11 protein-coding genes are annotated in these 12,839 nt (G+C 73.7%); 8 read left to right on the forward strand and 3 right to left on the reverse strand.

Annotation, left to right across the window (positions count from 1 at the left end; all coding sequences use genetic code 11):
* Positions 1-9 precede the first annotated feature (9 nt).
* From ACY8FT_RS02205 to ACY8FT_RS02225, 5 genes are all read left to right on the forward strand, one after another.
* A complete protein-coding gene (locus ACY8FT_RS02205; RefSeq protein WP_462417315.1) occupies positions 10-1,146 on the forward strand; it encodes a PAC2 family protein in 1,137 nt (378 codons plus the stop codon).
* Between the two features lie 53 nt (positions 1,147-1,199).
* Positions 1,200-1,919 (forward strand): EcsC family protein, encoded by a 720-nt coding sequence (locus ACY8FT_RS02210; protein ID WP_462417316.1) that lies wholly within the window; start codon positions 1,200-1,202, stop codon positions 1,917-1,919.
* A gap of 85 nt (positions 1,920-2,004) precedes the next feature.
* Positions 2,005-3,117 carry a DUF4192 domain-containing protein gene (locus ACY8FT_RS02215; RefSeq protein WP_462417317.1) on the forward strand — a complete coding sequence of 371 codons (1,113 nt, stop codon included), beginning with the start codon at positions 2,005-2,007 and terminating at the stop codon, positions 3,115-3,117.
* Between the two features lie 33 nt (positions 3,118-3,150).
* Positions 3,151-3,561 (forward strand): universal stress protein, encoded by a 411-nt coding sequence (locus ACY8FT_RS02220; RefSeq protein WP_462417318.1) that lies wholly within the window; start codon positions 3,151-3,153, stop codon positions 3,559-3,561.
* A 234-nt stretch (positions 3,562-3,795) separates the two neighbouring features.
* On the forward strand, positions 3,796-5,469 hold the full coding sequence (locus ACY8FT_RS02225) for an RNA polymerase sigma factor (protein ID WP_462417319.1): 1,674 nt from the start codon (positions 3,796-3,798) through the stop codon (positions 5,467-5,469).
* Positions 5,470-5,647: 178 nt separating this feature from the next.
* Here the strand turns inward: ACY8FT_RS02225 and ACY8FT_RS02230 are convergent, their stop codons facing one another.
* From ACY8FT_RS02230 to ACY8FT_RS02240, 3 genes are read right to left on the reverse strand one after another with little or no spacing between them, the layout of a single operon-like run.
* Complete coding sequence (locus ACY8FT_RS02230) at positions 5,648-8,005, reverse strand: transglutaminase TgpA family protein (RefSeq protein ID WP_462417320.1); 2,358 nt, start codon at positions 8,003-8,005, stop codon at positions 5,648-5,650.
* Positions 8,002-9,318, reverse strand: a complete 1,317-nt coding sequence (locus tag ACY8FT_RS02235; RefSeq protein WP_462417321.1) for a DUF58 domain-containing protein — start codon at positions 9,316-9,318, stop codon at positions 8,002-8,004. The genes ACY8FT_RS02230 and ACY8FT_RS02235 overlap by 4 nt, the downstream gene beginning before the upstream one ends.
* 16 nt (positions 9,319-9,334) lie before the next feature.
* Entirely contained in the window at positions 9,335-10,291 is a 957-nt protein-coding gene (locus ACY8FT_RS02240) for an AAA family ATPase (protein WP_462417322.1), read from the reverse strand.
* A 318-nt stretch (positions 10,292-10,609) separates the two neighbouring features.
* Between ACY8FT_RS02240 and mraZ the strand changes: the two genes are divergently transcribed.
* The 3 genes from mraZ to ftsL all read left to right on the forward strand — a co-directional run bounded on the left by mraZ (position 10,610) and on the right by ftsL (position 12,828).
* Positions 10,610-11,041, forward strand: coding sequence for a division/cell wall cluster transcriptional repressor MraZ (gene mraZ, locus ACY8FT_RS02245; RefSeq protein ID WP_462418379.1), 432 nt, complete (start codon positions 10,610-10,612; stop codon positions 11,039-11,041).
* Between the two features lie 222 nt (positions 11,042-11,263).
* Entirely contained in the window at positions 11,264-12,226 is a 963-nt protein-coding gene (rsmH, locus tag ACY8FT_RS02250; RefSeq protein WP_462418380.1) for a 16S rRNA (cytosine(1402)-N(4))-methyltransferase RsmH, read from the forward strand.
* Complete coding sequence (gene ftsL / locus ACY8FT_RS02255) at positions 12,223-12,828, forward strand: cell division protein FtsL (RefSeq protein WP_462417323.1); 606 nt, start codon at positions 12,223-12,225, stop codon at positions 12,826-12,828. The genes rsmH and ftsL overlap by 4 nt, the downstream gene beginning before the upstream one ends.
* Positions 12,829-12,839 lie beyond the last annotated feature (11 nt).

Below are 12,839 nucleotides of genomic sequence, written 5' to 3' on the forward strand. Positions count from 1 at the left end.
GAGGCCCGCGTGCAGGATCCCACCGCACTGTTCCGGATCGAGGACCCGGCGGACGTCGACCCACGCTCGGTCCGCACCGAGACCCTGTGGCTGGCCACCGGGGGACTGGTGGACGCCGGCGACGTGGAGAAGAACGCCATCGCCCACGTGCTGTCCACGATGGAGTCCCGCGTCGTCGCGACCTTCGACGTCGACGCGCTGCTGGACTACCGGGCCCGCCGCCCCCTGCTGACCTTCCAGCGGGACCGCTACATCTCGGTGCAGATGCCTACGCTGGTGGTGCACCGCGTGACCGACCCGAGCGGGCGGCACTTCCTGCTGCTGGAGGGCCCCGAGCCGGACTACCAGTGGGAGCGCTTCATCGCCGCCGTCCTGGTGATCGCCCGCGAGTTCGGCGTGCGCACGCTGGTCTCCGCCCACGGCGCCCCCATGCAGGTGCCCCACACGCGGCCGACGGGGCTCACCGCCTACGCCTCGGACGCCCGGCTCATTGCCGACCACGCCTCGGTCTTCGGCACCATGCAAGTGCCGGGCAACGTGGACGGGCTGGCACACCTGCGGCTGGGCGAGGAGGGCTTCGACACCGTCGGCTTCGCCATCCACGTGCCGGGCTACCTGGCCGACCGGGAGCTTCTGGACGGCACGGTCGCCGCGCTCCAGTCGATCTCCGAGGCCACCGGCATCGAGTTCCCGATGGAGGAGCTCGAGCGCCGTGCCGAGGTGAACCGGCGCGAGCTGGACGAGCTGGTGGAGCAGAACCCGGAGGCGCTCGAGGTGGTGCGCACCATGGAGCAGCAGTTCGACGAGTTCATGAGCTCCCAGCAGCGCCGCAGCCTCACTGCGCACGAGGTGGCCAAGCTGCCCAGCCCCGACGAGATCGCCTCCGACCTGGAGCAGTGGCTGGCCTCCGGCGCGACGATGGACGACGCCCCGAGCGAGCCGGGGGAGGAGGAGAACGGGGAGCCCGCTCCGCAGGAGGAGCAGCTCGACGTCTCCCCGGCCGGTGAGGCCGAGGACGCCGCCGTCCCGGGCGACCCGCAGGCGCCGGACGCCACCCGCGACCCCGACGGTTCCGAGGGGGAGGCGCAGGACGACTCCGACGGTCGGGAGCCCCCGGCCGCGGGCGGCTCCACGGCGTGGAGCTGATCGGTCGGTTAGATTCGAGCACCGGACCCGCTCCCGCCACCCAGGAGGACACCATGGGTATTTTCTCGCGCAAGAGCAGCAAGGACCAGGAGATCGAGCGTCGCGCCGCGGCGGCCGCCCAGACCGAGGACCCGGGCATGCTCGACAAGGCAGCCGACGCCCTGGCGCACCGCCTCATGAAGGTGGGCATCGACGGCGTGGGCCCGGTGGACGGTGCCCAGAAGGTCGCCGAGGACGCCCTCGTCGCGGCCGGTGGTGACCGCGCCCGCGCCGAGGACATCATCGCGAAGTCCCACTTCAAGAAGGTCGCCGGCGGTGGCTTCGTCACCGGTCTGGGCGGTCTGCTGACCATGCCGGTGGCGCTGCCGGCCAACGTGGTGGAGTTCTACCTGCTCACCACGCGCGCGGTGGCCGCCATCGCCCACCTGCGCGGGCACGACCTGACCCAGCCGGAGCTGCGCTCGGCCATCCTGCTGACGCTGGTGGGTGCCGACGCGCGCGACATCCTCACCTCGGCCGGCATCCCCGGCACGCTGGTCTCCGGCGGCCGTCTGGCCTCGCTGGCCAGCCGACAGCTGCCCGCCCCGGTGCTCATGGTGGTCAACAAGGCCGTCGGCTTCCGCCTGCTGGCCCAGACCGGGCAGAAGGTGCTCACGCGGCTGGGCAAGGCGGTCCCGCTGGCCGGCGGGGTCATCGGTGCCGGGCTGGACGTGTACCTGCTCAACCGCATCCTCGACCACGCCCGCGAGGAGTTCCCCCACCGCACGGCCTGATCGGCTTCCGCTGCTGATCCCGTCACCCACAGGCACGGCCCCGTGACCACCCGCGAGGTGGCACGGGGCCGCTGACATGGGGGACATGACGACGATCCCCCGTGTCCGTGACCTGCCCGACCTCCTCACCGTGGTGCCCCTGCTCGCCGGGTTCACCCCCTCCGACTCCCTCGTGCTCGTGTGCCCGGCCCCGACGGGGCGGGTGGCCCTGCAGCGCGTGTGCCTGCCCCCTCCCGAGCAGTGGGACCTGCCCGAGCTCGACGCCGCGCAGGTCGTTTCCTCGGTGCTGCCGGCGCTGCTGCACGCCGGCCTCGACCGGGTGACCCTGGTCGGCTACCTGTCCGACCCGATGGACGAGGGGTACGTCGGTGCCCTGGTGCGCGAGGCGTCCGACCAGCTCGAGGAGGCGGGCGTCGAGGTGCTCGCCGAGGCGCTGGTGTGCGAGGGCTCCTGGTGGAGGCCCGACTGCCCGTGCGGGGACCCCGAGTGCGGCGAGCCGCGCCCGGTGCCCAGCCTGCACGAGTCCGCGGCCGCGACCGCACTCATCGCGGACGGGGCGATGGTGCACTCCTCGGCCGAGGAGCTGCTGCTGCCCTGGGTGGAGGGGCCGCAGGCGGAGGTGCCGGCTGACGAGCTGCGGGAGGCCCAGAGCCGCTGGAAGGGGCGCAAGGGTCGGCCCCGTCTGCAGCGGGAGGCGCTCGCGCAGTGGCGTCGGGTGGTGCACGAGCCGGCCGCCGAGCTGACCGTCGAGGAGCTCGGGGCCGCCCTGTGGGCGCTGCAGGAGGTGCAGGTGCGCGACGCCCTCATCTCCTGGCTGACACCGGGGGACGTGCCCCTGGAGGTCGTCGACGCGGCGGCCTGGGCCGCGGTCGAGAGGGCGCTGGGCGACCCGTCGGAGCACCGGCAGCCCGAGCTGTGGACCGCCTGGACGGTGACGGCCAACCTGCGCGTGCTCACCAGCCGGGTGCCGGCCACCTGCGCCGCCCCGCTGCTGAGCGTCGCGGGGCTGTGGGCCTGGTGGAACGGCGACGGGGTGGTGGCGCGCTTCCTGCTGGAGCGGGCCCTGGACGCCGAGCCCGGGCACACGCTGGCCGGTCTGCTGCTGCGGCTGGTGCACCACGGCATCCCGCTGCAGGGGAGCCGCTGCGGCGCGGCGGGCACGACAGGTGCGGGCGCGGGCGCCCGCGGCCTAGGCTGAGCCCACCGTCAACCCCTGCAGGAGGCCTGGACCATGGCAGTCATCGTTGGATACATCGCGTCGGACGAGGGCCGTGCGGCGCTCCGCTACGGGGTCGCCGAGGCGATCCGTCGGAAGGAGCCCCTGCAGGTGGTCCACTCCGAGCGCACCAGCCGGGGTGCGGGGTCGGACTCGTCGGGCGCCTTCGCGCGGGAGATGGAGGACGCCCAGCGCGCCCTGGAGGAGGCCGGCGTGGCGCTGGAGCGCCTGGACTTCGACCGCGGCAACGAGCCGTCGGAGGACCTCGTCGAGGTGGCCGAGTCCGCGGGTGCCAACGGCAAGGACGCGGTGATCGTCATCGGCCTGCGCCGCCGCACCCCGGTGGGCAAGCTGCTGCTCGGCTCGAACGCCCAGCGCATCCTGCTCGAGGCGCCCTGCCCGGTCATCGCGGTGAAGGCCGGCTGACCACCATGGGGCCCGGCCCCGGGACCACCCCGCGCGACAGGTCGCGGGGTGGTTTTTTATAATGGGGGTGTTCCGCCAACGTCGAGGTGGTGGTGAACGGCAGCGGTGACGCACCACTGGCCGTTCGTCGACCACCGGGCGGCCCACCCACTCGGGGTGGACCGCAGAATCCCCATGATCTCGTGTCCGGTGGTTCGCCGTGCCCGTGATGTCACCCGGAAGGACCCGTACTCCGTGACTCCCCCCGTGTCGGAGAAGACCGACGAGACACCCGCCGTCAGCGAGCCCGTCACCGCGGTGCTCGGCAAGCAGATGCTGGAGAAGCCGGGGCTCATCGAGTTCGTGGAGACCGCCGTCGCGAACGGCAAGGTGGCCACCAACAAGGCCCAGGAGGCCATCGTCGGCGCCTCGCTGACCCCGACCCAGGCGCAGCGGCTGCTGAAGAACCTCCGCTCCCAGGGCGTCGAGGTGCACTTCGACCAGGACACCGCGGCAGAGCTGGCGCAGGAGCAGCGCGGCGTGAAGCCGCGGGCCAAGCGCACCACCAGGAAGTCGACCGGCACGAAGAGCAGCACGTCGTCCTCGACCACCAGGTCGACCGCGAAGACCACGACGAAGTCCGCGGCGAAGTCGACCACCAAGAGCACCACCAAGTCCTCCGGGACCGCCAGCACGACGCGCAAGGCGACCACGGCGGCCAAGGGCTCGGCGGCGAAGTCCACCGGCAAGGGTGCTGCCGCCAAGACGGCGACCAAGACCAACGCCCGCAACGCGGCGGCCGATGCCCCGGAGCTCGACGAGATCGCGGCCGAGGACGAGGCCGAGGAGCGCGCCAAGCTCGAGGGCAAGGACACCGTCGAGCTGGTGGCCGGCGAGGAGTCGCAGGCGGCCCCGCAGCGTGCCAAGGAGAAGACCTCCGAGGAGTCCGAGTCCGGTGGGTTCGTCCTGCGCGCCGACGACGAGGCGGACGCCCCGGCCCAGCAGGTCGTCACCGCCGGTGCCACGGCTGACGCGGTGAAGGACTACCTGAAGCAGATCGGAAAGGTCGCGCTGCTCAACGCCGAGCAGGAGGTGGACCTCGCCAAGCGCATCGAGGCCGGTCTGTTCGCCGAGCAGAAGCTGAACTCCGACGAGAAGATCGACGCCAAGCTCAAGCGCGAGCTGTGGTGGATCGCCTCGGACGGCAAGAACGCGAAGAACCACCTGCTCGAGGCCAACCTGCGCCTGGTCGTCTCGCTGGCCAAGCGCTACACCGGTCGCGGCATGCTCTTCCTGGACCTCATCCAGGAGGGCAACCTGGGCCTCATCCGTGCGGTCGAGAAGTTCGACTACACGAAGGGCTACAAGTTCTCCACGTACGCCACCTGGTGGATCCGTCAGGCGATCACCCGCGCCATGGCCGACCAGGCCCGCACCATCCGCATCCCGGTGCACATGGTCGAGGTCATCAACAAGCTGGCCCGCGTGCAGCGCCAGATGCTGCAGGACCTGGGCCGCGAGCCCACCCCGGAGGAGCTCGCCAAGGAGCTCGACATGACCCCGGAGAAGGTCGTCGAGGTGCAGAAGTACGGTCGCGAGCCGATCTCGCTGCACACCCCGCTGGGCGAGGACGGCGACTCCGAGTTCGGTGACCTCATCGAGGACTCCGAGGCCGTCGTGCCGTCCGACGCGGTGAGCTTCACGCTGCTGCAGGAGCAGCTGCACTCGGTACTCGACACCCTGTCCGAGCGCGAGGCCGGCGTGGTCTCCATGCGCTTCGGCCTGGCCGACGGTCAGCCGAAGACGCTCGACGAGATCGGCCGCGTCTACGGGGTCACCCGTGAGCGCATCCGCCAGATCGAGTCCAAGACCATGAGCAAGCTGCGCCACCCGAGCCGCTCCCAGGTCCTGCGGGACTACCTGGACTGAGGTTCCGACCGGTCCGCCCCAGCCCGGTCCGGCTGGGGCGGCGGCCCCGGCTCCCGGCGCGCTGGGTCCACCGAAGGCGCCCTCCCCCCCCCGCGGGGAGGGCGCCTTCGGTGTGTCTGGGGACCAGCCGACCAGTGGTCCAGGGGAGCGGCCCCGCCGCGCTGGGCCGGGCCGGCCCTCAGCGGCTGGCGGAGGCCGGGAAGAGGGTCCGCTTGAGGCGGCTGGTCCCGGACTCGCTCGCGTCGAGGGACTCGAGCACCCGGTCGCGCAGGGCCGTCGCCTCGGTGGGGTCACCCGCGGCCTCGGCGTCGGGGCGCGCGTAGCGCGAGCCCTCGGTCCGCTCCGCGAGCTCGGTCAACGCGGCGGCGTCGACGTCACCACGCTGGGCGGCCACGGCGCGCGCCTGCGAGCGCACCGAGTCGGATGCCCGGGTGCTGACGCCCCGGTCGAGCAGGTCGAGTCGCAGGGTCTCCCACGTCGCCGACCAGGGGGACTCCTCCTGCTCCCGGACGGCCGCGCGGGCCCGGCCGGCGCGCCACGGCAGCCAGGCCAGGGCGAGGGCCGCCAGGAGCAGCAGCCCGAGCACCAGCAGCGCGACCTTCCACCAGCCGGAGCCCGCCTCCTGCTCCTCGGCGTCGTCCTCCTGCGACTCCGAGGCAGACGGGGAGGCGTCCGAGGAGGACGGGGACGGGGACGCCTCGGACTCCGACGCGGAGGGTGACGGCGAGGGAGAGGCCTCGGACTCCGAGGGCGACGGGGACGCGCTGGCGTCGCTGCCCACCGGCTGGCTGTAGTCCGGCACGGTCGCGGCGCGCTCGGAGGGGGTGGGCTCGAAGCGGATCCACCCGATGCCCTCGAAGTAGAGCTCGGGCCAGGCGTGGGCGTCCTTCCGCAGCGACCGGCGCTCGGGGCCGACGTCGGAGCCCTTGCCCAGCTGCTCGTCGGTCTCCTCGCCGGGGAGCAGCCCCATGGCCATGCGGGCGGGGATGCCCTGCTGACGCGCCATGAGGATCATCGTCGTGGCGTACTGCGTGCAGTACCCGCGCTTCTCGCGCAGGAAGGCCTCGACCATGGACTCGCCGTCCTTCGCCTCGGCGGCGTCGAGGGAGTACTCGAAGTCCCCGTTGCGCAGCCAGGCCTGCATGGCCCGTGCCTTGTCCAGCGGGGCGTCCTGCGGGTCCACCACCTCGCCGTTCACCTGCTCGATGGTGCCGGCGAGCTCCTCGGGCACCTCCAGGGCGCTCTCGGACGGCTCCTGGGCCTGCTGGCCCCGGGGCATCGTCTCCGGCACCTTCGGGTCTAGCGCGGCTCCCTCGTAGTGGCGGGCGGTCTCGTCCACCCAGACCGAGTCCGTCTGCGCGTCGCCGGTGACGGCGACGGGGGAGCGCAGGTCCACCGGGAAGGAGGGGGTCGCCAGGAACGGGGCGGTGATGCCGTTGGCCGTCACCGCGAAGTCCTGCTCCTGGGCCGGGAGCACGTCCGCCCAGTCGACGTGCGGCAGGCGGTCGGCCACGGCGCCGTCGACGGCGTCCGGGTCCTGCAGGACGTCCTGCGCCTCGCGCCCCTCCTCGGGCGTCCACCGGTCGTCCCGGAACCGGTCGGTGGCCGTGATGCGCAGCGGGCCGGGGTCGTCCGACGAGCTGTGCCACAGCACGACCGGGCGCTCGTCGTCACTGCTCAGGTCGGACTCGAGATCGAGGGTGTCGGTGAAGTCGACGGTGGCCATCTCCGTCTGGCCCGCCAGCCCCCGGCCGGACAGCTGCTGGTCGCGTGCCGGCAGCACCTGCGGCACCACGAGGGCGGTGGCCACGCCGCCGGCGGTGAGCACCGCGGCGGTGCCCAGCAGCGCACCCCGGCCGGGTGCTCCGAGCAGACCGCGACCGCGCGCACCGGTGGCCGACGCGGCCTCGTCGGTGTGGTGCAAGGCCAGCAGCCCGACCCAGAACGCAGCCAGCAGCAGGAACCACCACCACGGCTCCGAGGTGGTGCGGTTGGCCGCCAGCACCACGAACACCAGCAGGGGCGCCACCGCGGCCAGGACCACCGAGCGCACCACGTGCACCGCGGAGTCGGTCAGCACCGTCACCAGGGCGAGGGCGGTCAGCAGCGCGAAGGTGACTCCCGGGGCGGCGGGTACCGGGGCCGCGCTCTGCGAGAGCAGCTCACCCGCGGAACGCAGCAGGTCCGCCGCCTGCCGGGCGGTGGCGGGGGTGGGGACGACGCCGGCGGCCAGGGTGTCCCCGAGCTGGGCGCGCAGCAGGTACACGGCAGCCGTGACCACCTGCACCACGCCGCCCAGCAGCGCGGAGCCGGTCACCAGCCGCACCAGGGCCGCGACGCCCACCAGCAGCAGGACCAGCCACACCGCGGAGGACCACCACCCGCCGTCCTCGAAGAGCTGGCGGCCCGGCCAGACGGTCGTCAGGCAGAGGCCGGCCACGAGCAGCGCGGACACCGGCTCGGTGCGCGCCCACAGGCGCGCCGGCCCGCCCGGTCGGGCCGCGGTGCCGTCGTCGGGGGTCAGCGGGGCGCTCATGCGGTCTCACCTCGGGTGCTCGTGCGCGTCAGGAGATCCAGGGCCCGGCGGACCCGGTCGTCGGCGGCCGGCTCCTCGCCCGCGGCCTCCGCGGCGGCGGACGGGTCCCAGGGCTGCACGGTCCACCCACCGCGCTGCAGCCCGAAGACGGCGGAGTCCCGGCGGCCGGCGGCGGGCTCCTCGTCCCGCGTCACCACCAGGGCGGTGCCGGCGTGCCGGGGGCGGCGCTCGGCCAGGCTCCCGACGTCGGCCAGGCGGTCACCGGCCGTCAGCAGGAAGCCCAGCCCGCCGGCGCGCCCCGCTGCCAGCACCTGGTCGGCGAAGCCGGTCGGGCGCGTCTCCCGCGGGGCCACGCCCGCCAGGTGGTCCAGCGCCTCGCGGGTGCTCAGGGTCCGCTGGTGCAGACCCTGCTCCAGGCCGTCCGCGGTGAGCAGCCGCACCTCGAGGCCGGCGCGGGAGGCGGCGCGCACCAGACCCGCGGCCACCCGCACCGCGGCCTCGAACGCCGGAGGTCCGGGGTAGGGGCCGTTCGCGTCCGCCGGGGGATCGCCCCAGGCCGCGGCCTCGTCCAGCGCGACGAGCAGCCACGGCTGGGCCTCGGTGTCGTCGTGGCGCACCATCAGGTCGCCGGTGCGGGCCGTGCTGCGCCAGTGGATGCGGCGGACGTCGTCCCCGCGCCCGTACTCGCGCACGGAGGTCGCGTCGACCGTGTCGGAGGTGTGCCGCACGGTCGCCGTCCGGCGGGTCGCGTCCTGCACCAGGCGCCGCACCCGGGCACCGGGGTAGTCGACCACCCGGGGCCGCACCGCCACCGGCAGGGGATCACCGGAGCGGGTGAGCGCCTGCCGCGTGAGGCCGAAGGGGTCCGTGCGGTCGAGCAGGACCGGTCCGATCTCGTAGCGACCGCGGGCCGTGGGCGTCAGCGTGAGCTCGCGGACGGCGCCCTCGCCCTGCAGCGGCAGGATGCCGAGCTCCGCCGTCCGCCCCCAGGTCCGGTGGACCGGCAGGTGCCCGACCACCGGGGCCCCCGGCAGCGGCGAGGTGGAGCGCGTCCTCACCCGCAGCCGCACCGGTTCGTCGACCGACGCCACCTCGGGGGTGGCCGTCAGCTCGGTCCGGGTGGTGCGCACCGAGCCCAGACCCAGCAGCCAGGTCAGCGCCGTCAGCACGACCAGCAGCACGCCCAGCCGGCTGAGGTCGGTGAGCCCGAAGTACTGCCCGACCCCGACCAGGACGAGTCCGGCGAAGAGCAGGACCCACCCGCGCATGGTGAGGCCGGGCAGGGTGCGGGAGGCGGCGGCGGACGAGCGCATCGGTGGTGGACCGGCCTCAGGCGCCGGCGCGGTGCACCGGGACCGCCGACAGGATCCCGCGCACGACGTCCCGGGCGGCCACGTCGTGCTCCACGATCAGGCGGTGGGTGAGGCACCACGGCGCCACCCGCTGCACGTCGTCGGGGGTGACGGCGTCGCGCCCCTGCAGCGCGGCGTGCGCCGAGGCGGTCCGCAGCAGGTGCAGCGAGGAGCGGGGGGAGGCGCCCAGCACCACGTCGCGGGAGGTGCGGGTGGCGTGCACCAGGTCCACCACGTAGCCGCGCAGGGCGGGGGAGGCGTGCACGCGGCGGGCGGCGTGGACCAGGTCGTGCAGGTCGTCCACGGACATCACCGGCTGCAGGCGGGTCAGGGGGTCGTCGCCCGCCTGCTCGTCCAGCATCGCGATCTCGGCCTCGCGGCTCGGGTAGCCCAGCGAGGTCTCGCAGGCGAAGCGGTCGCGCTGCGCCTCGGGCAGGGCGTAGGTGCCCTCCATCTCGATGGGGTTCTGCGTCGCCATCACCAGGAAGGGCTCGGGCAGGCGGCGGGTCGTGCCGTCCACCGTCACGGTCTGCTCGGCCATCGCCTCCAGCAGCGCCGACTGGGTCTTGGGCGAGGCGCGGTTGATCTCGTCGGCGACCACGACGTTGGCGAACACCGGGCCGGGGTGGAACTCGAACTCGCTCGCGTCGGCCCGCCACACGCTCACGCCGGTGACGTCACCGGGCAGCAGGTCGGGCGTGAACTGGATGCGGCCGACGGTGCCGCCGGTCGCGGTGGCCAGGGCCCGGGCGAGCGTCGTCTTGCCGACGCCCGGGACGTCGTGCAGCAGCAGGTGACCGCCCGACAGCAGGGTCACCAGGACCGTGTCGAGCACCTCCTCGTCGAGGTGGACCACCGAGGAGACGGCACGACGCAGCGCGTCGGCGCCGGTCCGGACGTCCGAGACCGAGCGGGACGTGAAGGGAGTCGACATGCGCACATGGTGCCTCACCGCCTCCGGCCGCGGCGTCCCCCGGTTCCCCCACTTCGCTCCACCACCTGCCACCCGCTGACGAGGGGTGGCGGTTTCTCGTGCTCCTCGGGCGTTCTCGAAACGGCGTGGGGCAGCGCGCCACGCCTCGGCGGACCCTGAAAAGCACAGTGCTGCAGTAATCTTCAGAGACAGTGGGGAAGCGAGGGTTGAATGGGGGTGGTGGTGGAGCGAAGTGGAGTAGGGTGGCGACACCAGCACCAGCATCGGCACCTGCGGCCCTCGGGCCCACCGCGACCAGGAGACGAGGTGAGCCGCCCCATGTTCCTCGGGACGTACACGCCTCGCCTCGACGAGAAGGGTCGGCTGATCCTTCCCGCGAAGTACCGGGACAAGCTCGCCCACGGGCTGGTGATCACCCGTGGTCAGGAGCGCTGTCTCTACGTCTTCCCGATGGCGGAGTTCGAGCGGATCGCCGGTGCCATGCAGTCGACGCCGGTGAGCAGCAAGGCGGTGCGTGACTTCCAGCGCGTCTTCCTCTCCGGTGCCTCCGACGAGGTGCCCGACAAGCAGGGGCGCATCGTCATCCCCCCGGCGCTGCGCGAGTACGCCGGGCTCAGTCGTGAGTGCACGGTCATCGGCACGGGCAACCGGGCCGAGATCTGGGACTCGACGGCCTGGGACGAGTACCTCGACAGCACCGAGCAGTCCTTCTCGGAGCAGTCCGAGGAGGTGGTCCCCGGCCTGCTGTGACCACCTGGTGGCCCGGCCTCCGCCGCGCCGCCCCCGGCACACCTTCCCCGGTGCCGGGAGCCGCGCGGTGGGGACCGGCCCACCAGGCGACCACCGGCCGCCTGACCACCCGACGACCCGACCGACCAGCCCCGCACCGCACGCACCGACCGAGCACCGAGAGGAGGACCCGTGACCGACGACGCACCCGCCCGCCCCACCCACGAGCGCCACGTGCCCGTGATGCTGCCGCGCATCCTCGATCTCCTCTCCGACGCGCTGGAGTCCTCCGACCGGGAGGGCGGCCCCGTCCACCTGGACGGCACGCTCGGGATGGGCGGTCACGCCGAGGCCGTGCTCGAGCGCTTCGATCACGTGCGGGTGGTCGGCATCGACCGCGACCCGCAGGCGATCCAGCTCGCCTCGGCCCGCCTCGCGCGCTTCGGGGACCGCTTCGTGGCCCACCACGGCACCTACGACGAGGTCGCCGAGGCCCTCTCCCTGCACGGGGTCGAGGAGGCCGACTCGATGCTCTACGACCTGGGCGTCTCCTCCCTGCAGCTGGACGAGGTGGAGCGCGGCTTCTCCTACGCGCGCAACGCGCCGCTGGACATGCGCATGAACGCCTCCGTGGGGCAGACGGCAGCCGACGTCCTCAACACCTACGGCCACGGGGAGCTCGCCCGGGTGCTCAAGGAGTACGGCGAGGAGCGCTTCGCCGGCAGGATCGCCAGCGCGGTGCTCCGCGAGCGCGAGCGCGAGCCGTTCACCGACTCCGCCCGGCTGGTCGAGCTGCTGGAGCGCACCGTCCCCGCCGCCTCGCAGCGCACCGGGGGACACCCCGCCAAGCGGACCTTCCAGGCCCTGCGCATCGAGGTGAACAGCGAGCTGTCCATCTGGGCCACGACCGTGCACCGGGCGCTGGGCCACCTGGCCGTCGGTGGCCGCCTGGCGGTCCTGTCCTACCACTCGCTGGAGGACCGGCTCACCAAGCAGGCGCTCGCCGGGGGCGCCAGCTCGAGCGCCCCGCCCGGGCTGCCGGTCGAGCTGCCGGAGCACGCCCCCTGGCTGCGCCTGGTGACCCGTGGGGCCGAGCAGCCCGACGAGTCCGAGCGCGCCGCCAACCGCCGCTCGAGCTCCGCCCGCCTCCGCGTGGCCGAGCGCACCCGCACCACCGACCGTCCGTCCCGGAGGGAGACCCGATGACCACCGCACCGTGGAGTGGCCCCCGCGCCCTGCGTGGGCTCCGTGACCGTTCGCTGCCGACCACCCCGGCGCTGCAGCCGCGCGAGTGGGGACGGACCGTCGGGACCGCTGCCGGGGCCGGTGTGCGCACGGCGCGCGGGTACGTCACCACCTGTTCGCGCACGGCCTTCGCGGTGCTGTGCGCCCTGGTGGTGCTGGCGGCCATGGTCGCCTCGCTGTTCTTCAACACCGCCCGCGGTGAGGGCGCCTTCCGCCTGGCAGAGGCCGAGACCTCGCAGCGCCAGGCCGCCGAGACGCGCCTCTCGCTGGAGGCCCAGGTGGACGAGATGAGCTCGCCGGAGCAGGTGTCCTCCCGCGCCGAGGACCTCGGTATGGTCCCGGCCGGCACCATGGGCTACGTGGACCCCCGCGCCGACGCCGTGATCGGCGAGGCCGAGGAGGCGCCCGCCGCCTCGGAGAAGAAGGGGTCCGGCTCCTCCGGGAAGGAGAAGGCCGACGACGAGCGCCCGGCGAAGGAGAAGGGTGCCGCGAAGGACGACGACAAGGGCAGCAAGGACAAGGCCTCGAAGAAGGACGCCGAGGACTCGCCCGCCCGCGACTGAGCACCTCGGGA

It is taken from the genome of Kytococcus sp. Marseille-QA3725 (genome assembly GCF_054950055.1).

What these genes read in the sequence shown, in the direction of transcription:
- ACY8FT_RS02210 (WP_462417316.1), top strand. Translation starts at nt 1,200, where the DNA reads ATGGGTATTTTCTCGCGCAAGAGCAGCAAGGACCAGGAGATCGAGCGT.
- ACY8FT_RS02215 (WP_462417317.1), top strand. Translation starts at nt 2,005, where the DNA reads ATGACGACGATCCCCCGTGTCCGTGACCTGCCCGACCTCCTCACCGTG.
- ACY8FT_RS02220 (WP_462417318.1), top strand. Translation starts at nt 3,151, where the DNA reads ATGGCAGTCATCGTTGGATACATCGCGTCGGACGAGGGCCGTGCGGCG.
- ACY8FT_RS02230 (WP_462417320.1), bottom strand. Translation starts at nt 8,005, where the DNA reads ATGAGCGCCCCGCTGACCCCCGACGACGGCACCGCGGCCCGACCGGGC.
- ACY8FT_RS02235 (WP_462417321.1), bottom strand. Translation starts at nt 9,318, where the DNA reads ATGCGCTCGTCCGCCGCCGCCTCCCGCACCCTGCCCGGCCTCACCATG.
- ACY8FT_RS02240 (WP_462417322.1), bottom strand. Translation starts at nt 10,291, where the DNA reads ATGTCGACTCCCTTCACGTCCCGCTCGGTCTCGGACGTCCGGACCGGC.
- mraZ (WP_462418379.1), top strand. Translation starts at nt 10,610, where the DNA reads ATGTTCCTCGGGACGTACACGCCTCGCCTCGACGAGAAGGGTCGGCTG.
- rsmH (WP_462418380.1), top strand. Translation starts at nt 11,264, where the DNA reads ATGCTGCCGCGCATCCTCGATCTCCTCTCCGACGCGCTGGAGTCCTCC.
- ftsL (WP_462417323.1), top strand. Translation starts at nt 12,223, where the DNA reads ATGACCACCGCACCGTGGAGTGGCCCCCGCGCCCTGCGTGGGCTCCGT.